This window comes from Streptomyces sp. NPDC008163, assembly GCF_042956885.1.
Classification (GTDB): domain Bacteria; phylum Actinomycetota; class Actinomycetes; order Streptomycetales; family Streptomycetaceae; genus Streptomyces; species Streptomyces drozdowiczii_A.
Genome location: NZ_JBIBHG010000005.1, coordinates 306410 through 326331, shown reverse-complemented (window position 1 = coordinate 326331; position 19922 = coordinate 306410). Strand labels below are relative to the sequence as shown.

Genomic DNA, 19922 nt, shown 5'->3' with positions numbered 1-19922 from the left:
TCAATGCCCGTCGAGGGCCACAGGCCGGCCGGCCTCGGCCCGGACCGGCTCCATTCTGCCCTGGTCATCCTCCGTCGCACCGGCCGGGCGGACCGTCAGCGGATACACCGGGGGAGTCCCGCCGAATTCCGGACAGAGCGCCTGGTGGTCGCACCAGCCGCACAGCTTCGTCGGCCGCGGCCGCCACTCGCCGGTCCGCGTCGCCAGCGAGATCGCCTCCCACAGCGCCAGCAGCTTGCGCTCCACGCGCTCCAGGTCCGCCACCACCGGGTCGTACGTCAGCACGTCACCGCTGCCCAGATAGACCAGCTGGAGCCGGCGCGGCACCACACCCTTCAGCCGCCAGATCACCAGGGCGTAGAACTTCATCTGGAACAGCGCGCCCTCCGCGTACTCCGGACGCGGCGCCTTCCCCGTCTTGTAGTCCACGATCCGGACCTCGCCCGTCGGCGCCACATCGATCCGGTCGATCACCCCGCGCAGCCGCAGCCCCGACTCCAGCTCCGTCTCCACGAACAGCTCGCGCTCCGCGGGCTCCAGCCGCGTCGGGTCCTCCAGCGAGAACCAGCGCTCCACCAGCCGCTCCGCCTGGGCCAGCCACTCCGCCAGCCGCTCGCCCCCCGGATCCTCCGCGAAGAGCTCGCCCAGCTCCGGCTTCGACTCCAGCAGCCGGTCCCACTGCCCCGGGATCAGCGCCGTCGCCCGGCCCGGCGTGCGCTCCACCGCCGGGTTGTCGAACAGCCGCTCAAGCACCGCATGGACCAGCGTCCCCCGGGTAGCCGCCTCGCTGGGCTTCTGCGGCAGCTTGTCGATCACTCGGAAGCGGTACAGCAGGGGGCACTGCATGAAATCGCTCGCCCGCGAGGGGGAGAGCGAGGAAGGCGGCTGCGGCACCGGCGGGGAGGGCGGCGGGACGGAGGTCATGCGAAGACCCTACGACCCGCCACTGACACCAACCGGCATACCATCGACCACAGACCCCGGAACACCGCATCATCGTGCCGGAAGGCACCGAACCGAAGGGACCTCGTGGACGAGAGCGGCGACGGCCGGCGACCGCAGCCCGGCCCGGCGGCCCCCGGCCCCGGAGACGGCCCCGGCAAGGACGCGCCCCCGCGCCGGGACGAGCCCGGAGGCGGCATCCTCATGGGCCGCCCCTTCGGTGTGCCCGTCTACGTCGCCCCCAGCTGGTTCCTCGTGGCGGCCCTGATCACCTGGGTCTTCGGCGGCCAGCTCGACCGGGTGCTGCCCGACCTCGGCGCCGCCCGCTACCTCGTCGCGCTCTTCTTCGCGATCGCCTTCTACGCCTCCGTCCTCGTCCACGAGCTCGCCCACACGGTCGCCGCCCTGCGCTACAAGCTCCCCGTCCGGCGTATCCAGCTCCAGTTCTTCGGCGGCGTCTCGGAGATCGAGAAGGAGTCCGAGACCCCCGGCCGCGAATTCGTCCTCGCCTTCGTCGGACCGCTGCTCTCCCTCGTCCTGGGCGGGCTCTTCTACGTGCCCCTGCGCTTCGTGGAACGCGGCACCGTGCCCGCCGTCCTGCTCGGCGGGTTGATGATCTCCAACCTCATCGTCGCCGCCTTCAACCTGCTGCCCGGCCTTCCGCTCGACGGCGGCCGCATGCTCAGGGCCGTCGTCTGGAAGATCACCGGCAAGCCGATGAGCGGCACCGTCGCCGCCGCCTGGGTCGGCCGCGCGCTCGCCGTCGGCACCCTCATCGGCCTCCCGCTCCTCACCCGCAGCGGCTCCCTGGGCAACGACGCCGGCGAGATCAGCGGCATGGACACCGTCACCGACGCCCTGCTCGCCGCGATCCTCGCCGCCATCATCTGGACCGGCGCCGGGAACAGCCTGCGCATGGCCCGGCTCCGCGAGCACCTGCCCGGCCTCCGCGCCCGCAGCCTCACCCGCCGCGCCGTCCCCGTCGAGGCCGCCACCCCGCTCTCCGAGGCGCTGCGCCGGGCCAACGAGGCCGGAGCCCGCGCCCTCGTCGTCGTGGACGGCACCGGCGAGCCCAAGGCGCTCGTCCGGGAGACGGCCATCGTCGCCGTCCCCGAGCACCGCCGCCCCTGGGTCGCCGTCAGCGGCCTCGCCCAGGACCTCACCGACGGCATGAGGGTCCCCGCCGAACTCGCCGGCGAAGCCCTCCTGGACCGCCTCAAGGCCACCCCCGCCACCGAGTACCTCGTGGTGGAGGAGACCGGCGAGATCTACGGCGTGCTCTCCACCGCCGACGTCGAGCGCGCCTTCGTCGCGGCCATGGCCCGCCCCGCCGCCTGACACCCGCCCGCAACCCCGTACATCCGTACGGGCGGCGGTCGGCGGCCCGCGAAACACCGGTACGCTGGTCACATGTCTGAACCGACCGGTGCCGCCCGCCGACGCGGGCCCTTCAAGGTCGGGGACCAGGTCCAGCTCACCGATCCCAAGGGACGCCACCACACCTTCACGCTCGAAGCCGGAAAGAACTTCCACACCCACAAGGGTTCTTTCCCGCACGACGAGCTGATCGGTGCCCCCGAGGGCAGTGTGGTCCGTACCACGGGAAACGTCGCCTACCTCGCGCTGCGCCCCCTGCTCCCCGACTACGTCCTGTCCATGCCCCGCGGCGCCGCCGTGGTCTACCCGAAGGACGCGGGCCAGATCCTCGCCTTCGGCGACATCTTCCCCGGCGCCCGCGTCGTGGAAGCGGGCGTCGGCTCGGGCGCGCTCTCCACCTTCCTGCTCCGCGCCATCGGCGAACAGGGCATGCTGCACTCGTACGAGCGCCGCGAGGACTTCGCCGAGATCGCCCAGCAGAACGTCGAGCGCTACTTCGGCAGCCCGCACCCCGCCTGGCAGCTCACGGTCGGCGACCTCCAGGACAACCTCACGGACACCGACGTGGACCGCGTCGTGCTGGACATGCTGGCGCCATGGGAGTGCCTGGACGTCGTCTCCAAGGCCCTCGTCCCCGGCGGCATCCTCTGCGCGTACGTGGCCACCACCACCCAGCTCTCCCGGACGGTCGAGTCCATCCGTGAGATCGGCTGCTTCGCCGAGCCGCAGCCCTGGGAGTCGATGATCCGCAACTGGCACGTGGAGGGCCTGGCCGTGCGCCCGGACCACCGCATGATCGGCCACACCGGCTTCCTCGTCACCGCCCGCCGGCTCGCCGACGGCGTCGAGGCCCCGGCCCGCCGCCGGCGCCCCTCCAAGGGCGCCTACGGCGAGGACTACGACGGCCCGGGCGGCCGGAGCGGCTCCTCCCGCGACTGACCCCGCGGCAACGCACCGGCGCCGCCGCCGAGTTCCCGGACCGACCCGGGGACCCGGCGGCGGCGCCTTTTCCCGTACGGGGTGCGTCACGCTTGCACACCCCACCGTTCCGCTGCCGTGTGAGGTGTGGCACGATGCTGGCCACCCCCGTACCGCCGACGCCGACGGCCGCACCACAGGAACCACAGGAGACAGCCCGCGTGCAGACCTCCGCGCTCCCGGACCTCGCGCACACCGACAGCAGGCCCATGCACTGGCTCGCCACCGCGGCGGCCATGGCCGCCGTCGTCGCGGCAGCCGGTCTGCTCCAGCCCGACAGCAGCGCCTCGGCCTCCACCCGGCACCGCACCCCGGCGCAGCAGCAGCACGAGGAAGCGGCCGTCGCCCCCGACCCGGCCGAGGCGGACTTCCCCCTGGACTGCGGCAACGTCGGCACCACCGTCGCCAAGCAGGCCCCCGGCGACCTCGACGGCGACGGCAAGCCCGAGACCGTCGCGGTGGTCCACTGCGCGGCCGGATCGGGCACCCCGCCCAGCGGCGTCTACGTCCTCACCCAGGCGGGCGGGGCCGCACCCAGGATCGTCGCGACCCTGGTGGACCCCGCCCAGCAGCTGACCATCGGCGACTTCACGGTCCGCGACCGCGTCATCTCCGCCACGCTTCTCGGCTACTCCTCGTCATCGGTGCCGTCGTGCTGTCCCGACCAGCAGGAGAAGGTCACCTGGCAGTGGCAGAACGGCGCCTTCACGCGCAGCAGCGATACGGGCGAGGGCGCCGACGCCGGAGTCTGACCCGGGCCCGGCACCGCCGCCCGGCGGCCCGGACGGTCAGGCCGCCTCGGGGCCGTACACCTCGACCCTGTCCGAAACGCGACGCACGTGAATGCAGTCGCCCGGGCACTCCTTGGCCGAATCCACGACGTCCTGGAGCAGCGGCAGCGGCACCGGCGTGGTCGCGCCCTTGTCCTGCAGCAGCTCGTCGTCCCCGCTCTTCACGTACGCCAGACCGTCGATGTCCAGCTCGAACACCTCGGGCGCGTACTGCACGCAGATGCCGTCCCCCGTGCACAGGTCCTGGTCGATCCAGACCTCCAGGTCCTGCTTCTCGCCACCGTTGGGAGCGTCCTGCCGCACGGTCATGTCGCCTGCCGTTTCCTGCGTAGCCGGACCGGGAAAGAGCCAGCCCTGACGGGTGTTGAACGCTTTGACGATACAACCGGCCGCTTTCCGATGTTGAACGGTGGGTATCCCCCTGGGACGGGGGAGAGCGCAAGGGTGAAGATCGGACACACCTCACAGTCTTTGTGATCTAGGGGTTTCAATCACCACCCACGCAGGTAGGGTCAGGAAGCGTCCAGCTCCCCTTGGAGGAGGTGAGGACCGTGGCAGCCCACGACGACGACATCAACCGCGGCATCCGGCCCGGGCGGGGGTCCGACGACCCAGCCGGCCAGGTCGCCTATCTCGAGCAGGAAATCGCCGTCCTGCGACGTAAGCTCGCCGACTCTCCGCGTCATACGAGGATTCTCGAAGAGCGGATCGTCGAACTGCAGACCAACCTCGCAGGCGTGTCCGCCCAGAACGAGCGGCTCGCCGGCACACTCCGCGAGGCCCGCGACCAGATCGTGGCCCTCAAGGAGGAGGTCGACCGGCTCGCACAGCCGCCGGCCGGCTTCGGGGTGTTCCTGCAGGCGAACGAGGACGGCACCTGCGACATCTTCACCGGGGGCCGCAAGCTCCGGGTGAACGTCAGCCCCAGCGTCGAACTCGAAGACCTCAGGCGCGGCCAGGAGGTCATGCTCAACGAAGCGCTCAACGTAGTCGACGCCATGGAATTCGAGCGTGCCGGGGACATCGTCACCCTCAAGGAGATCCTTGAGGACGGCGAACGCGCCCTGGTGATCGGGCACACCGACGAGGAAAGGGTGGTGAGGCTCGCCGAGCCGCTGCTGGACATCACCATCCGCCCCGGCGACGCCCTGCTGCTCGAACCCCGGTCCGGCTACGTCTACGAAGTCGTGCCCAAGAGCGAGGTCGAGGAACTCGTCCTCGAAGAAGTGCCGGACATCGACTACGACAAGATCGGCGGTCTGGGCGACCAGATCGAACTGATCCGCGACGCGGTCGAGCTCCCCTATCTCCACCCCGACCTCTTCAAGGAGCACGAGCTCCGCCCGCCGAAGGGCATCCTGCTCTACGGTCCGCCCGGCTGCGGCAAGACGCTCATCGCCAAGGCCGTCGCCAACTCCCTGGCGAAGAAGGTCGCCGAAGTCACCGGACAGCCCGCCGGCAAGAGCTACTTCCTCAACATCAAGGGCCCCGAGCTCCTCAACAAGTACGTCGGCGAGACCGAGCGCCACATCCGCCTGGTCTTCCAGCGTGCCCGCGAGAAGGCGAGCGAGGGCACCCCCGTCATCGTCTTCTTCGACGAGATGGAGTCGCTGTTCCGCACGCGTGGATCGGGCGTCAGCTCGGACGTGGAGAACACCATCGTCCCGCAGCTGCTCGCCGAGATCGACGGCGTGGAGGGCCTGGAGAACGTCATCGTCATCGGCGCCTCCAACCGCGAGGACATGATCGACCCGGCGATCCTGCGGCCGGGCCGGCTCGACGTCAAGATCAAGATCGAGCGCCCCGACGCGGAGGCCGCGAAGGACATCTTCGCGAAGTACCTCACGCCTTCGCTGCCGCTGCACGCGGACGACCTGGCCGAGCACACCGGGTCCAAGGAAGCCGCGGCGCACGCCATGATCCAGTCGGTCGTCGAGCGGATGTACACCGAGTCCGAGGAGAACCGCTTCCTCGAGGTCACGTACGCCAACGGCGACAAGGAAGTCCTGTACTTCAAGGACTTCAACTCCGGCGCCATGATCCAGAACATCGTGGACCGGGCCAAGAAGATGGCCATCAAGGCCTTCCTCGACCACGGCCAGAAGGGCCTTCGCGTCTCCCACCTCCTCCAGGCATGCGTGGACGAGTTCAAGGAGAACGAGGACCTGCCGAACACCACCAACCCGGACGACTGGGCCCGTATCTCCGGCAAGAAGGGCGAGCGGATCGTCTTCATCCGCACGCTCGTCACCGGAAAGCAGGGCGCGGACACCGGCCGCTCCATCGACACGGTGGCCAACACCGGTCAGTACCTGTAAAAGGCCGAACCGGCTGCGGATGCCCGCCGGGCATCCGCAGCCGGTTGCTTTCCGGCCAGCCGCGGCGACACCGCGGCAATGACGACGCAATTGATCTCCCCACCGGCACGCGGGCGTTCTAGGCTCAGGCGTACCACCCGTTCACGCAGCGCGGGACGGGCAGACCGCGCACGCACCGAACAAGCAGCGGTACTTGAGCGCCGCCCCCGGAAGGGAGCGCCGCCGGGCAAGGAGGGCCGCATGACCGTACGGCGAGTAATGGGCATCGAGACGGAGTACGGGATCTCCGTCCCCGGACACCCCAACGCCAATGCCATGCTCACCTCGTCCCAGATCGTCAACGCGTACGCGGCGGCGATGCACCGGGCGCGCCGCGCCCGCTGGGACTTCGAGGAGGAGAATCCGCTGCGGGACGCGCGAGGCTTCGACCTCGCCCGGGAGACCGCCGACTCCAGCCAGCTCACGGACGAGGACATCGGCCTGGCCAATGTCATCCTCACCAACGGGGCCCGGCTCTACGTCGACCACGCGCACCCCGAGTACAGCTCGCCGGAGATCACCAACCCCAGGGACGCGGTCCTGTGGGACAAGGCCGGCGAACGGATCATGGCCGAAGCGGCCGAGCGCGCGGCGCAGCTCCCGGGCGCCCAGCCGATCCACCTCTACAAGAACAACACCGACAACAAGGGCGCCTCCTACGGGACGCACGAGAACTACCTGATGAAGCGGGAGACCCCGTTCTCGGACATCGTGCGCCACCTGACGCCGTTCTTCGTCTCGCGGCAGGTCGTCACCGGCGCCGGACGGGTCGGCATCGGCCAGGACGGCGGCGAGCACGGCTTCCAGATCAGCCAGCGCGCCGACTACTTCGAGGTCGAGGTCGGCCTGGAGACCACGCTCAAGCGCCCCATCATCAACACCCGCGACGAGCCGCACTCGGACGCCGAGAAGTACCGCCGCCTCCACGTGATCATCGGCGACGCGAACCTCTCCGAGATCTCGACGTATCTGAAGCTGGGCACCACCTCGCTCGTCCTGTCCATGATCGAGGACGGCTTCATCAACGTCGACCTGGCCGTCGACCAGCCGGTGCGCACCCTGCACCAGGTCTCCCACGACCCCGGGCTCCAGCAGCTCATCACGCTGCGCAGCGGCCGGACACTCACCGCTGTGCAGCTCCAGATGGAGTACTTCGAGCTGGGCCGCAAATACGTCGAGGAGCGGTACGGGGCGGACGCCGACGAGCAGACCAAGGACATCCTCAGCCGGTGGGAGGACACCCTGAACCGGCTGGAGAACGACCCGATGAGCCTGGCCGGTGAGCTGGACTGGGTGGCGAAGCGGCAGCTCATGGAGGGCTACCGGCGCCGCGACGGCCTGGACTGGGACGCCGCCCGGCTGCACCTGGTGGACCTCCAGTACGCGGACGTACGACAGGACAAGGGGCTGTACAACCGTCTGGTGGCCCGCGGCCGGATGAAGCGCCTGCTGGACGAGCGCGAGGTCGAGCAGGCCCGTACGGCGCCGCCCGAGGACACCAGGGCGTACTTCCGCGGCCGCTGCCTCGAACAGTACGCGGACGACGTGGCCGCGGCCTCCTGGGACTCGGTGATCTTCGATCTGCCGGGCCAGGACTCACTTCAGCGGGTACCCACCATGGAGCCGCTGCGCGGCACCCGGGAGCACGTGAAATCCCTCCTGGACCGGTGCCGCACGGCGCAGGAGCTGGTCGACGTCCTCTCGGGCCGCTGAAAGCGCCTGAAAGGGCTCCGGGCTGGGAATCATTCCGATGACCTCCGGACGTTGAGACAAGTACCGGGCCAATGTCGGACCCCGTAGGTAGGGTCTGATCAAGTGCTTCGAACCGAGCGGGGTGAGCTAGATGGCGACCAAGGACACCGGCGGCGGACAGCAGAAGGCGACGCGCTCCACGGAGGAGGTCGAGGAGCAGGCGCAGGACGCGCAGGCTTCCGAGGACCTCAAGGAACGCCAGGAGAAGCTGAGCGACGACGTGGACGACGTCCTGGACGAGATCGACGACGTACTCGAGTCGAATGCCGAGGACTTCGTCAGGTCATTCGTACAAAAGGGCGGCGAGTAACCGGCCCCGCGCCGGAGGCCGGCGGCGGGTGTGCGGCACGGGCAGAGCGCCCGTGCCGCACACCGCGGGCACGGACCGCGCTCCCCGTCCGATTGCCCGCGTCTTCGATGTGGATCACCGCCGATGGGCGGGTAGGGTCCGGGACGTAATGTGCTTCAACTGCAATGCGGCGCAGGGTCATCGCATACCTGGAGGGAAACGCGTGGAAGCCAACACTCGTAGCACCGGGCGTCTGCCGGCTGCCTTCCTGACGCCGGGATCGTCCTCCTTCATGGACTTCCTGTCCGACCAGGCGCCGGAGATGCTGCCGGGCAACCGCCAGATGCCGCCCCTGAAGGGCGCCATCGAGGCGCCGCACGGCACCACGATCGTGGCCGCGACCTTCCCCGGCGGTGTCGTCCTGGCCGGTGACCGGCGGGCGACCATGGGCAACATGATCGCGCAGCGCGACATCGAGAAGGTCTTCCCGGCCGACGAGTACTCGGCGGTGGGCATCGCCGGTACGGCGGGTCTCGCCGTGGAGATGGTCAAGCTCTTCCAGCTGGAGCTGGAGCACTTCGAGAAGGTGGAGGGCGCCCAGCTCTCCCTGGAGGGCAAGGCCAACCGGCTCTCCACGATGATCCGGAGCAATCTGGCGATGGCCATGCAGGGCCTCGCCGTGGTCCCGCTCTTCGCCGGTTACGACATCGACCGCGAGCGCGGACGCATCTTCAGCTACGACGTCACCGGCGGGCGCTCCGAGGAGCACGTCGGCTACGCGTCCACGGGTTCCGGGTCCATCTTCGCCCGGGGCTCCATGAAGAAGCTCTACCGCGACGACCTGACGGAGGAGGAGACGCTGACGCTGGTCGTGCAGGCGCTGTACGACGCGGCGGACGACGACTCGGCGACGGGTGGCCCGGATGTGGGCCGCCGTATCTATCCGATCGTCACCGTCATCACGGACGAGGGCTTCCGGAAGCTGACCGACGCGGAATCCTCCGAGATCGCCCGCTCGATTCTGGAACGCCGCCTGGAACAGCCCGACGGCCCGCGCGCCGCGCTGCTCTGAGCCCGCGTTCGTATCCAGCTTCTTCGATGCTCCCGCCACTGACAGAAAGGGACGGATAGCCGGTGTCGACGCCGTTCTATGTCTCACCTCAGCAGGCCATGGCCGACCGGGCGGAATACGCCCGGAAGGGTATCGCCCGCGGTCGCAGCCTGGTTGTGCTGCAGTACGCCGACGGAATTGTGTTCGTCGGCGAGAACCCGTCCCGTGCGCTGCACAAGTTCAGCGAGATCTACGACCGGATCGGTTTCGCCGCCGCCGGTAAGTACAACGAGTACGAGAACCTCCGCATCGGCGGAGTCCGCTATGCCGATCTGCGCGGTTACACCTATGACCGCGACGATGTGACGGCCCGTGGACTGGCGAACGTCTACGCGCAGACGCTCGGCACCATTTTCTCCAGTGCGGCGGAGAAGCCGTACGAAGTGGAGCTGGTGGTCGCCGAGGTGGGCACCGAGCCCGAGGGCGACCAGATCTACCGGCTGCCGCACGACGGCTCCATCGTGGACGAGCACGGCTCGGTCGCGGTCGGCGGCAACGCGGAGCAGATCAGCACCTTCCTGGACCAGCGCCACCGCGACGGGATGTCCCTCGCCGAGGCGCTGAAGCTGGCGGTGCAGGCACTGTCCCGCGAGGCCAACGGCAACGAGCGGGAGATCCCCGCCGACCGGCTGGAGGTCGCGGTGCTGGACCGCACGCGGCCGCAGCAGCGCAAGTTCAAGCGGATCGTCGGCCGGCAGCTGGCCCGGCTCCTCGAAGCGGAGGCCGCCGCTTCGACGCCGACCGACGCCCCGTCCGACGCGGAGGACGGCGAGTCCACGGACAGCCCGGCGGCCACCACGGACCCGAAGGGCACGACCGACACGACGGATTCCGGCGGCGACGTGGAGTAACGCCCCCCCGCCCCGCCGAGCCCCGGCCCGTCCCAGGCGGACCGGGGCTCCGTCATGCCGGCGGCGGGGCGGTGGAGCCGCGGACCACCAGCCGCACCGGCAGGCTGCCCGGCTCGGCGGGGCGGCCGTCCAGCACCGCGAGCAGGGCGGCCATGCCGCGCTCGCCGACCTGCACGGCGGGCAGCCGGACCGTGGTCAGCTCCGGTTCCACCGCCGTGGCCAGGGCCAGATCGTCGAAGCCGGTGACCGAGACCTCGTCCGGCACCCGCAGCCCGAACCGGCGGGCCGCCTTGCACGCGCCCGCCGCCAGGATGTCGTCGTCGCAGACGATCGCGGTGGGCCGGAACCCCGGCTCCCCGAGCGCGCGCTCCGCCGCGTCCCGCCCCGCCCGCACGTCCAGGGCGGCGGTCACCGTGCGGACCTCGGTGCCGGGGGTCCGGCGCAGCTCCTCGCGCAGGGCGTCGGCCCGGCAGGCGAAGGTCCAGGTGTCGACGGCCGAGGCGAGGTGGAGGAAGCGCCGGTGGCCGAGGGCGAGCAGATGGCGGGCCACCTGGCGCATCCCGTCGGCGATGTCCAGGTTGACCCGGGCGGCGGGCCCGGGCGCCGCGGGGTCGCTGTCCAGCATCACGAGGGGGACGTCGGCGCCGTGCAGGGCGTCGAGCGCGTCGGCGGCCATGGAGGAGGCGATGACCCCGTCCAGCGCCGCCCGGGCCGACGGGAAGGGGTCGCGGGCCGGGCCCGTGCCGTCGGGGGAGGGGTAGAGGACGACCCCGAAGCCGTGCTCGGCGGCGACCGCGGCGGCCCCGGTGTACACCCGGGCGAAGAACTCGTTGGTCAGGGCCGGGACGACCAGCAGGGCCGTCCGGGTGCGGCCGAGGCGCAGATTGCGGGCGGCGAGATTGGGCCGGTAGCCCAGCACTCGGGCGGCGTCGCGGACCCGGCCCGCGGTGGACTCGGAGACCCGGCCCCGCCATTTCTCGCCGAGCACCAGCGAGACCGTGGCCTGGGAGACGCCGGCGGCCCGGGCCACGTCGCGGCTGGTGGGCCGGGGCGGGCCGGGGGGTGCGGGGCTGGTCACGCGTGCCTCCGGGCCGTTCGGTTCAGGCCCGTGAGGTGGACCTGCGGACGGGCTCATGGTACGTATGAACCCGGAAGTTATACGTAAAACCTCGTAGGCCCGCACAGGCACCCGAGGGAGAGGGGCGGGACATGGCCGCGGGATATCTGGACATCCTCCGGGCGCGGCACGCCGCCAGGCTGCTGACCGGCACCCTGGTGGGACGGCTGCCCAACGGCACGGCGAGCATCGCGATCGTGCTGTTCGTCCGGGCCGAGGGCGGCAGCTACAGCGTCGCGGGCGCGCTCGCGGCGGTGTACGGGCTGGCCACGGCGGTCGGGCAGCCGCTGCTCGGCCGGGCGGTCGACCTGTACGGGCAGCCGCGCGTCCAACTCCCCGCCGCCGTCGTTTCCGCGCTCGGCATGGCCGTGCTCGCCCTGGCGGGGACCGGCTCGCTGCCGCTCGCCTACGCGGCGGTGGCCGTGGCCGGGCTCTTCACGCCCCCGCTGGAGGGCGGCCTGCGGGCGCTGTGGCCGAGCGTGCTGGGCGGCGAGGAGCGGGTGCACCGGGCCTACGCCATGGACGCCGTCGCGCAGGAGGTCATGTTCACCGCGGGACCGCTGCTCGTGACGCTCCTGGTCGCCCTCTGGTCGCCCGCCACGGCACTGCTGGTCATCAACGCGATCGGGGTGCTCGGCGCGCTGTCGGTGGTGCTCTCGGAGCCCTCACGGGCCTGGCGCTCCGCCCCGCGCGAGGCGCACTGGCTGGGCGCGCTGCGCTCGCCCGGGCTGCTGGCGCTGCTCGGCTCGTTCTTCTTCGTGGGCCTGGCCCTGGGCTCGATCACCGTGGCCGCGATGGCGTACGCCGACGACCTGGGCCGGGAGTCGGTGTACGGCTGGCTGATGGCGGCCCTGGGGCTCGGCGCCCTGATCGGCGGGGTGGTGTACGGGGCGCGGCAGTGGGCGGGGGCGCCCGAGCGGCGGCTGCGGGTGATCGTGGGGCTGCTCGCGCTGGGCTATCTGCCGCTGGTGCTGACGCCCGGTCCGGTCGCGATGACCGTGCTGGCGGCCGTCTCCGGGGTGTTCCTCGCGCCGGCCGTCGCCTGTTCGTTCATCGTGGTCGACCGGCACGCCCCTCGCGGCACGGTGACGGAGGCGTTCTCCTGGCTCGTGACGACCTTCGGGGTGGGCGCGGCCGTGGGGACGGCGGTGGCCGGTCCGGCCGTCGAGCTGGGCGGGACGGCGTGGAGCTTCGCGGTAGCGGGGGCCGGTGGAGTGGCGGCGCTGCTCGTTCTGCTGGCCACCGGATCGGTGCTCGCGGCTCCCGCCCGTACCGCCGTAGCGGTGCGAGGATCGGAAAATGATCGAAACGGTGCCGTCGAACCCGGTTTCAGCTCGGGCCATCAGGCGTAATGTTCAGTCATGGACCGCCGCATTTTCGGGCTGGAGAACGAGTACGGCGTCACGTGCACGTTCAGGGGACAGCGCCGACTGTCTCCTGATGAAGTGGCGCGCTACCTCTTCCGCCGTGTTGTGTCATGGGGCCGCAGCAGCAATGTCTTTCTGCGGAACGGCGCCCGCCTCTACCTCGACGTGGGATCGCATCCGGAATATGCAACCCCCGAATGCGACAACCTGACCGAACTGGTCACCCACGACAAGGCCGGCGAGCGCATTCTCGAGGGCCTGCTCGTCGACGCCGAACGCCGCCTGCACGAGGAGGGAATCGCCGGCGACGTCTATCTCTTCAAGAACAACACCGACTCCGCGGGAAACTCCTACGGCTGCCACGAGAACTACCTCGTCGCCCGGCACGGGGAATTCTCCCGCCTCGCGGACATCCTCATTCCCTTCCTCGTCACCAGGCAGCTGATCTGCGGCGCCGGCAAGGTGCTCCAGACCCCCCGGGGCGCGGTCTACTGCGTCAGCCAGCGTGCCGAGCACATCTGGGAGGGCGTCAGTTCCGCGACGACGCGCTCCCGCCCGATCATCAACACCCGTGACGAGCCGCACGCGGACGCGGAGCGCTACCGCCGCCTCCACGTCATCGTCGGGGACTCCAACATGTCCGAGACGACCATGCTGCTCAAGGTCGGCGCGACCGACCTGGTGCTCCGCATGATCGAGGCGGGCACGGTGATGCGGGACCTGACCCTGGAGAACCCGATCCGGGCGATCCGCGAGGTCAGCCACGACACCACCGGGCAGCGCAAGGTCCGCCTCGCCAGTGGCCGGGAGGCTTCGGCCATAGAGGTGCAGCGCGAGTACTACGAGAAAGCCGTGGACTTCGTGGACCGCCGCGGCATCCGCACGGGCAACGTCGAGCGCGTCCTCGAACTGTGGGGCCGCACGCTCGACGCGATCGAGGCCGAGGACCTCGACCGGATCGACACCGAGATCGACTGGGTCATGAAGTACAAGCTCATCGAGCGGTACCGGGCCAAGCACAACATGACCATGTCGAATCCGCGGGTCGCCCAGATAGACCTCGCCTACCACGACATCCACCGCCGGCGGGGGCTGTACTACCTGCTGGAGCGCAAGGGCCAGGCCGCCCGTATCTGCAACGACCTGAAGATCTTCGAGGGCAAGTCGGTGCCCCCGCAGACGACCAGGGCGCGGCTGCGCGGCGACTTCATCCGGCGGGCCCAGGAGCAGCGGCGGGACTTCACCGTCGACTGGGTCCACCTCAAGCTCAACGACCAGGCGCAGCGGACGGTGCTCTGCAAGGACCCGTTCCGGTCGGTGGACGACCGCGTGGAGAAGCTGATCGCGGGTATGTGAGGCGCAGGATACGCTCCGGCGCCGGTGCGACTCGGGCCCCGTACGTTCCTCGTACGGGGCCCTTCGTACGGCCTAGAGTGGCGGGGTCCCGGAACCCCCGGGGCGTGTCCCCCACATATGCCGTCTGAGATCTGAGGAACCAGTGCGCCGACTTGCCGGCCTTCTCGTCGTCCCCCTGCTGCTGTTGTCGTCAGCGGCCTGTGGCAGCGACGACAAGGGCTCCGACTCCGCTTCCGCCTCCGCGTCCGCCCCCTCCAAGGGCGGTTTCCCCGCCATCACCGCGGGCGCGAAGTTCGGTGAGAAGCCCACTCTGGCCAAGGGCACGGGCACGCCGCCCAAGGAGCTGAAGACCAAGGTCATCAGCGAGGGCGACGGCGCGAAGCTCAAGAACGGCGACGTGACCCAGGTCAACTACCTCGGTCAGGCGTACGACTCCACCAAGCCGTTCGACAACAGCTTCGACCGCAAGCAGCCGTTCGACCTGACGCTCGGCGCGGGCATGGTCATCCAGGGCTGGGAGAAGGGCCTGGTCGGCCAGAAGGTCGGCAGCAGGGTCCAGCTCGTCATCCCGCCGGACCTCGGTTACGGGGCCCAGGGTCAGGGCGACATCAAGCCGAACGCCACCCTGGTCTTCGTCGTGGACATCCTGAAGGCGAAGCAGATCCCGGCCTCGGCCAAGGGCACCGCCGTCGCCCAGGACAACATGGACCTGCCGAAGGTGGGCACCAACACCGACGGCAAGGCGCCGAGCCTGACCATCCCCAGCAAGGCCGCCCCGCCGAAGAAGCTGGTCTCCAACTACGTGCTGGAGTCGAAGGGCGACGTGGTCAAGGAGACCGACTCGGTCGTCGTGAACTACGTGGCCAAGCTCTGGAAGGACGGCAAGGAGTTCGACAACACGTACACCACCGGCAAGACGCAGACCTTCCCGCTGGCGCAGGTCACCCTCAAGGGCCTGAAGGACGGCCTGGTCGGCAAGAAGATCGGCAGCCGCGTCCTGCTGGTCGTGCCGCCGGACCAGGGCCTCGGTGACAAGGAGCAGTCGGGCGTCCCCGCCAACTCCACGCTGGTGTTCGCCGTGGACATCCTGGCGAAGATGTAAGACTGTCCCGGTTGCCCAGTTCATCTGTAAGAGGAGCAAGTCAGTGAGCATCGACAAGCCCGAGGTCGACTTCCCGGGTGGCGAGCCGCCGGCCGATCTGGAGATCAAGGACATCTGGGAGGGCGACGGCGAGGAGGCCAAGCCCGGCCAGTTCGTCTCCGTCCACTACGTGGGTGTCGCCTTCTCCACCGGCGAGGAGTTCGACGCCTCGTGGAACCGCGGCAAGCCGCTGCAGTTCCAGCTCGGTGCCGGCCAGGTCATCGCCGGCTGGGACAAGGGCGTGCAGGGCATGAAGGTCGGCGGCCGCCGCCAGCTGATCATCCCCGCGCACCTCGGCTACGGTGACCGCGGTGCGGGCAGCGCGATCGCCCCGGGCGAGACGCTGATCTTCGTCTGCGACCTGGTCGCCGTCTGATCCCGCGCGCAGGACGAGCAGGGCCCGCACCGCGAGGTGCGGGCCCTCGCTTTTGTCCGGACACCCCGGGGCGGTACGGTCGAGCGTCGTAGAGCACAAGGGAAAGGGCGCCGATGGCGATTGCCAAGGCCGAGCGGCTGATGAACCTGGCGCTGTGTCTGCTGGGGACCCGGCGCCCGCTCAGCAAGCGCGAGCTGCGCGGCTCCATCGAGGCGTACCTCGAAGCGGCTTCCGACGACGCCTTCAACCGGATGTTCGAACGCGACAAGGACGACCTGCGCGAACTCGGTCTGGTCATCGAGACCGTGGAGAACCTGGACGGCGACACCGGCTACCTCGCCCGCCGCGACAGCAACCGGCTGCCGCCCATCACGCTGGACGCCGAGGAGGCCGCCGCGCTCGGCCTGGCCGCCAAGGTCTGGCAGCAGGCCCGCCTCGCCGGCGCGGCCAGCGGGGCCCTGCAGAAGCTGCGCGCGGCCGGGATGCCCGAGACCGGGGACACCTACGAGGTGCACAGTGCCCTCGAACCCCGCATCCCCGTCCACGAGGCCGCGTTCGAACCCCTGATGCTGGCCTGCCGCGACCGCCGCCCGGTGACCTTCGACTATCGCAAGGCGAACGCCGCCCAGCCCGAACAGCGCCAGGTCGAGCCGTGGACCCTGGAATGCTGGCGCGGCCACTGGTATCTCGCCGGCTGGGACCGGGAGCGGGGCGCCGAGCGCGTCTTCCGGCTCTCCCGGATCACCGGCAAGGTCCGGTCCCGGGCCGGTGCCTTCACCGCCGAGGTGCCCGACGTGGTCACCGTCCGCGAGACCGTGGAGAGCTGGGCCGGCGAGACGGCCACCAGGACCGCCCTGATCCGGCTCCGCACCGACTCCGGCTACCCGCTGCGCGCCCGCGCCCTGTCGGTCCGGGAACTCGGGAACGGTTGGGACGAGTTGGAGATCCCGTACGGACACGGCCTGGACGCCTGGCTCGTGGAGTTCGGGCCCGACGTCGTCGTCACCGGACCCGAGGACCTGCGGGCCGACGTGGTGGACCGGCTGCGCGCCGTGGCCAAGGACTGAGGGGAACGTTTTCCATGGCCACGAACGCCATCGACCAGACGCGCCGGATGCTCTCCTTGGTGACGTATCTGCGCGAGCGCCCCGGCGCCCACGTCCAGGACGTCGCCCGGGCCTTCGGGATCACCGAGGACGAGCTGATCTCCGACCTGGACGTGCTGCCCATGTGCGGGACCAGCTTCCGGGGCGGCGACCTCCTCGACATCGACACCGACGGCGACCGCATCTGGTGGCACAACGCGGACGACGTCGCCGAACCGCTGCGGCTCGCCGCCGACGAGGCGACGGCCCTGCTGGTCGCCGCCCGCGCCGTGGCGACCCTGCCCGGGCTGCGCGAGAGCGACCGGCAGGCGCTGCTGCGGGCCACCGCCAAGCTGGAGACCGCCGCCGGAGAGGTGGGCGCCGCCAGCTCCCGGCTCTCGGTCACCTTCGAGTCCGAGGGCGGCGTCTTCGCCGAAGTGGACCGGGCGATCTCGGAGCGGCGCCGGCTCTGGCTGCGCTACTACTCGCCCGCCCGCGACGAGCTCACCGAGCGCGAGGTGGACCCGATCCGGCTCTTCGCCGTCGGGCACACCTATATGGAGGCGTGGTGCCGCTCCTCCGAGGACCGGCGCACCTTCCGCCTCGACCGGGTCGCCGAGATCCGGCTCCTCGACGAGCCCGCCGCCCCGCCCGAGCTGGAGCTGCGCGACCTGTCCGAGGGGCTGGTCCAGCCGGCTGCCGAGGACCCGGAAGTCGTGATCGAGGTCGGCCCCGGCGGGCGCTGGGTCGCCGAGTACTACCCGCACGACCGGGCCGAGGAACGGCCCGACGGCGGTCTGCGGATCACCCTGCGCACCCCGGACCCGGCCTCACTGCGCCGGCTCGCACTGCGGCTCGGCCGGGAGGGGCGCATCGTCTCGCCCCCGGAGCTGGCCGAGAGCGCGCGGAGTGCGGCGCGGGCGGCGCTCGCCGCGTACGACGGCCCGGCCTGAAGGGGCGGCGGTAGACATGGGCCACCTGTCCGCGCTGCCGGGCCGCGCCGCCGTGCCCACCGTGGCGGTGCCGGAGTCGGCGCGCTTCAAGGCCGCCTGCCCGGACTGCCGCGCGCGGTTCGAGCTGGCGGCGGCGGAGTTCCGGCTGGTGATCGGCGCGACCAGCCGCACCACGTTCTACTCCTTCACCTGCCCCGACTGCACCGCGTGCGTCCGTAAGCCGGCGGGGGAGCGGATAGTGGAGCTCCTCACCGACGGCGGCGTCCGCACGCTGCGTCTGCACACCGGCTCCTGAAAGGCTCCTCGCGCATGTTCTGGCCCATGCTCGCCATCGCTCTGGGATTCCTCGGAATCGCCGTGCTCGGCACGCTGGCCATCAGGGTGTTCATCGAGGCCCAGCGCCTCGGCCACCAGGTGACCCGCACCACGGAGCGCATCAACCGCGCCGCCGACGACCTGGAACGCGCGGCCGAACGGCTCGCCGCGACGGGGAAGACCCTGCCCTAGGGGGTGTCTTGTCGATCAGGGCCGGACCCGGCCATGATCGGCAAGACGCCCCCTAGAGGCCCCGTGGACGCGGCCTCCTGTTTCGGGAGCCCGGGAGGTACGCTGCTGCAGGACGGCCCAGGCAGGGAGGTGCGGGCCGCTATCGAAAGTATGCACGGGCATTGCCTCGCGTTTACTCCCGCGGGTTACGATCGCTGCCGGCGAATGGTCGGATGTGTATCCGCCACTCAAGGGCAGCGAGCCCACCTCCAGCCGCCTCAGCCAGAAGGAAGCACATCATGGGCAATCTGAAGCCTCTCGAGATCGTACTGATCATCGCTGTCATCCTGCTGTTGTTCGGCGCCAAGAAGCTTCCCGACATGGCCCGTTCGCTCGGCAAGTCGGCCCGCATCCTCAAGAGCGAGGCCAAGGCCATGAAGAAGGACGACGAGCCGACGGCCCCCGCCACCACGGACGCCCCCGCCGACCCGCAGGCCGCCGCCCGTACGATCCAGGCCGCGCCCGGCGACGTCACGAGCTCCCGTCCGGTGAGCGAAGCGAAGCCCACCACCCAGAGCTGACCGCGCTGACGGACTCATCCGTCAGCCGCCGCACGAGACGAGGGAAGTGGGTTGCTCAAGTCTGCCCGCAAGCAGGAGAAGGACAGCGAGGGGCGGATGCCTCTCGCTGATCACCTGCGAGAGTTGCGTAACCGACTGCTGATCGCGGTTGTGGCGATCCTCGTGATCACCTCGATCACGGCCTTCTTCTACCAGGACCTGATCACCTTCCTGATCAAGCCCATCCTGGAGTCGGTCGGCTGCGCCCATGGTGAGGCGAGGCAGCTCAACGGCAAGCCGTGTGCCGAGATGACGGTGAACGGAATCGTCGCCCCGTTCTCCATCGCGCTCAAGGTCTCCCTCATGGCAGGGGTGGTGATCTCCTCCCCGGTCTGGCTGTACCAGCTGTGGGCGTTCCTCGCGCCCGGCCTGCACAAGCACGAGAAGCGGTACGCGCTCTCCTTCGTGGGCGTCGGTGCGCCGCTCTTCCTCGCGGGCGCGACCCTCGCCTACGTGCTGATGCCGCAGACCGCGTCCGTGCTTCAGGAATTCACCCCGCATGACACGAAGCCCCTGCTGCCGGTCGACGAGTACCTCGACTTCATCACGCGCATGGTGGTCGTGTTCGGCCTCGCCTTCGAGTTGCCGCTGCTGCTCGTCCTGCTGAACTTCACCGGGATACTCACGGCCAAGCGACTCGCCTCCTGGTGGCGCTGGATGGTCATGGGCATCACGATCTTCGCCGCCGTGGCGACCCCGACCGGCGACCCGCTCACGATGATCACGCTGGCCGCGCCCATCGTGCTGCTGTACTTCCTCGCCCTCGGCGTCTGCATGGCCAACGACCGGCGCCGGAGGCGCAACAACCCGGACGCCGACCTCGACGACGACGAGGCGTCGGAGCTGGACCTCACCCCCGAGGACATCGGCGACATGGAGCAGGTCTCGGCGTCACCGACGCTGCCCGGCCAGTCCGACGGCGGACGATCCTCCGCGCGAGACGGTTACGACGACATCACCTGACCTTGTAGGG

21 protein-coding genes are annotated in these 19922 nt (G+C 70.3%); 18 read left to right on the top strand and 3 right to left on the bottom strand.

Annotated elements, in window-relative coordinates; translation table 11 throughout:
• A complete protein-coding gene (locus ACFZAT_RS14105; RefSeq protein WP_391264283.1) occupies positions 1-846 on the bottom strand; it encodes a PD-(D/E)XK nuclease family protein in 846 nt (281 codons plus the stop codon).
• Positions 847-1029: 183 nt separating this feature from the next.
• Between ACFZAT_RS14105 and ACFZAT_RS14100 the strand changes: the two genes are divergently transcribed.
• The 3 genes from ACFZAT_RS14100 to ACFZAT_RS14090 all read left to right on the top strand — a co-directional run bounded on the left by ACFZAT_RS14100 (position 1030) and on the right by ACFZAT_RS14090 (position 4049).
• Complete coding sequence (locus tag ACFZAT_RS14100) at positions 1030-2280, top strand: site-2 protease family protein (protein ID WP_391264034.1); 1251 nt, start codon at positions 1030-1032, stop codon at positions 2278-2280.
• Positions 2281-2352: 72 nt separating this feature from the next.
• The gene (locus ACFZAT_RS14095) at positions 2353-3258 is read left to right on the top strand and encodes a tRNA (adenine-N1)-methyltransferase (protein ID WP_365687320.1); all 906 of its coding nucleotides are present in this window, start codon (positions 2353-2355) and stop codon (positions 3256-3258) included.
• 200 nt (positions 3259-3458) lie between these two features.
• On the top strand, positions 3459-4049 hold the full coding sequence (locus ACFZAT_RS14090; RefSeq protein WP_391264031.1) for a hypothetical protein: 591 nt from the start codon (positions 3459-3461) through the stop codon (positions 4047-4049).
• A gap of 36 nt (positions 4050-4085) precedes the next feature.
• Here the strand turns inward: ACFZAT_RS14090 and ACFZAT_RS14085 are convergent, their stop codons facing one another.
• Entirely contained in the window at positions 4086-4397 is a 312-nt protein-coding gene (locus ACFZAT_RS14085) for a ferredoxin (RefSeq protein ID WP_391264029.1), read from the bottom strand.
• A gap of 242 nt (positions 4398-4639) precedes the next feature.
• Here ACFZAT_RS14085 and arc point away from each other — a divergent pair, with 242 nt between their 5' ends.
• The 5 genes from arc to prcA all read left to right on the top strand — a co-directional run bounded on the left by arc (position 4640) and on the right by prcA (position 10448).
• On the top strand, positions 4640-6406 hold the full coding sequence (arc, locus tag ACFZAT_RS14080) for a proteasome ATPase (RefSeq protein ID WP_073864561.1): 1767 nt from the start codon (positions 4640-4642) through the stop codon (positions 6404-6406).
• A 240-nt stretch (positions 6407-6646) separates the two neighbouring features.
• A complete protein-coding gene (dop, locus tag ACFZAT_RS14075) occupies positions 6647-8158 on the top strand; it encodes a depupylase/deamidase Dop (protein ID WP_391264026.1) in 1512 nt (503 codons plus the stop codon).
• 130 nt (positions 8159-8288) lie between these two features.
• Entirely contained in the window at positions 8289-8507 is a 219-nt protein-coding gene (locus ACFZAT_RS14070; RefSeq protein ID WP_018103742.1) for a ubiquitin-like protein Pup, read from the top strand.
• Positions 8508-8709: 202 nt separating this feature from the next.
• A complete protein-coding gene (prcB, locus tag ACFZAT_RS14065; protein ID WP_391264024.1) occupies positions 8710-9558 on the top strand; it encodes a proteasome subunit beta in 849 nt (282 codons plus the stop codon).
• Positions 9559-9620: 62 nt separating this feature from the next.
• Positions 9621-10448 (top strand): proteasome subunit alpha, encoded by an 828-nt coding sequence (gene prcA / locus ACFZAT_RS14060; protein ID WP_391264022.1) that lies wholly within the window; start codon positions 9621-9623, stop codon positions 10446-10448.
• Positions 10449-10500: 52 nt separating this feature from the next.
• On the opposite strand, the gene ACFZAT_RS14055 is transcribed toward prcA, so the two are convergent.
• On the bottom strand, positions 10501-11526 hold the full coding sequence (locus ACFZAT_RS14055; protein ID WP_391264021.1) for a substrate-binding domain-containing protein: 1026 nt from the start codon (positions 11524-11526) through the stop codon (positions 10501-10503).
• A 131-nt stretch (positions 11527-11657) separates the two neighbouring features.
• Here ACFZAT_RS14055 and ACFZAT_RS14050 point away from each other — a divergent pair, with 131 nt between their 5' ends.
• The 10 genes from ACFZAT_RS14050 to tatC all read left to right on the top strand — a co-directional run bounded on the left by ACFZAT_RS14050 (position 11658) and on the right by tatC (position 19912).
• Positions 11658-12917 (top strand): MFS transporter, encoded by a 1260-nt coding sequence (locus ACFZAT_RS14050; protein WP_391264020.1) that lies wholly within the window; start codon positions 11658-11660, stop codon positions 12915-12917.
• Between the two features lie 9 nt (positions 12918-12926).
• Complete coding sequence (gene pafA / locus ACFZAT_RS14045; protein ID WP_026171599.1) at positions 12927-14288, top strand: Pup--protein ligase; 1362 nt, start codon at positions 12927-12929, stop codon at positions 14286-14288.
• 142 nt (positions 14289-14430) lie between these two features.
• Positions 14431-15390, top strand: coding sequence for an FKBP-type peptidyl-prolyl cis-trans isomerase (locus tag ACFZAT_RS14040; RefSeq protein WP_391264019.1), 960 nt, complete (start codon positions 14431-14433; stop codon positions 15388-15390).
• Positions 15391-15433: 43 nt separating this feature from the next.
• Positions 15434-15805, top strand: coding sequence for an FKBP-type peptidyl-prolyl cis-trans isomerase (locus ACFZAT_RS14035; protein ID WP_391264017.1), 372 nt, complete (start codon positions 15434-15436; stop codon positions 15803-15805).
• A gap of 113 nt (positions 15806-15918) precedes the next feature.
• On the top strand, positions 15919-16872 hold the full coding sequence (locus ACFZAT_RS14030; protein ID WP_391264015.1) for a WYL domain-containing protein: 954 nt from the start codon (positions 15919-15921) through the stop codon (positions 16870-16872).
• 14 nt (positions 16873-16886) lie between these two features.
• The gene (locus ACFZAT_RS14025) at positions 16887-17843 is read left to right on the top strand and encodes a WYL domain-containing protein (protein ID WP_391264013.1); all 957 of its coding nucleotides are present in this window, start codon (positions 16887-16889) and stop codon (positions 17841-17843) included.
• 16 nt (positions 17844-17859) lie between these two features.
• Positions 17860-18138 carry a hypothetical protein gene (locus ACFZAT_RS14020; RefSeq protein ID WP_391264011.1) on the top strand — a complete coding sequence of 93 codons (279 nt, stop codon included), beginning with the start codon at positions 17860-17862 and terminating at the stop codon, positions 18136-18138.
• 14 nt (positions 18139-18152) lie between these two features.
• Positions 18153-18350 (top strand): hypothetical protein, encoded by a 198-nt coding sequence (locus tag ACFZAT_RS14015; RefSeq protein WP_391264009.1) that lies wholly within the window; start codon positions 18153-18155, stop codon positions 18348-18350.
• Between the two features lie 275 nt (positions 18351-18625).
• Positions 18626-18910, top strand: coding sequence for a Sec-independent protein translocase subunit TatA (gene tatA, locus ACFZAT_RS14010; protein WP_391264281.1), 285 nt, complete (start codon positions 18626-18628; stop codon positions 18908-18910).
• A 51-nt stretch (positions 18911-18961) separates the two neighbouring features.
• A complete protein-coding gene (gene tatC, locus ACFZAT_RS14005; protein WP_391264007.1) occupies positions 18962-19912 on the top strand; it encodes a twin-arginine translocase subunit TatC in 951 nt (316 codons plus the stop codon).
• Positions 19913-19922: the final 10 nt, after the last annotated feature.

Coding starts and splice junctions, on each gene's coding strand:
- dop (WP_391264026.1), top strand. CDS start 6,647: ATGACCGTACGGCGAGTAATGGGCATCGAGACGGAGTACGGGATCTCC.
- ACFZAT_RS14070 (WP_018103742.1), top strand. CDS start 8,289: ATGGCGACCAAGGACACCGGCGGCGGACAGCAGAAGGCGACGCGCTCC.
- pafA (WP_026171599.1), top strand. CDS start 12,927: ATGGACCGCCGCATTTTCGGGCTGGAGAACGAGTACGGCGTCACGTGC.
- ACFZAT_RS14025 (WP_391264013.1), top strand. CDS start 16,887: ATGGCCACGAACGCCATCGACCAGACGCGCCGGATGCTCTCCTTGGTG.
- ACFZAT_RS14020 (WP_391264011.1), top strand. CDS start 17,860: ATGGGCCACCTGTCCGCGCTGCCGGGCCGCGCCGCCGTGCCCACCGTG.
- ACFZAT_RS14105 (WP_391264283.1), bottom strand. CDS start 846: ATGCAGTGCCCCCTGCTGTACCGCTTCCGAGTGATCGACAAGCTGCCG.
- ACFZAT_RS14030 (WP_391264015.1), top strand. CDS start 15,919: ATGGCGATTGCCAAGGCCGAGCGGCTGATGAACCTGGCGCTGTGTCTG.
- ACFZAT_RS14050 (WP_391264020.1), top strand. CDS start 11,658: ATGGCCGCGGGATATCTGGACATCCTCCGGGCGCGGCACGCCGCCAGG.
- ACFZAT_RS14085 (WP_391264029.1), bottom strand. CDS start 4,397: ATGACCGTGCGGCAGGACGCTCCCAACGGTGGCGAGAAGCAGGACCTG.
- ACFZAT_RS14095 (WP_365687320.1), top strand. CDS start 2,353: ATGTCTGAACCGACCGGTGCCGCCCGCCGACGCGGGCCCTTCAAGGTC.
- ACFZAT_RS14015 (WP_391264009.1), top strand. CDS start 18,153: ATGTTCTGGCCCATGCTCGCCATCGCTCTGGGATTCCTCGGAATCGCC.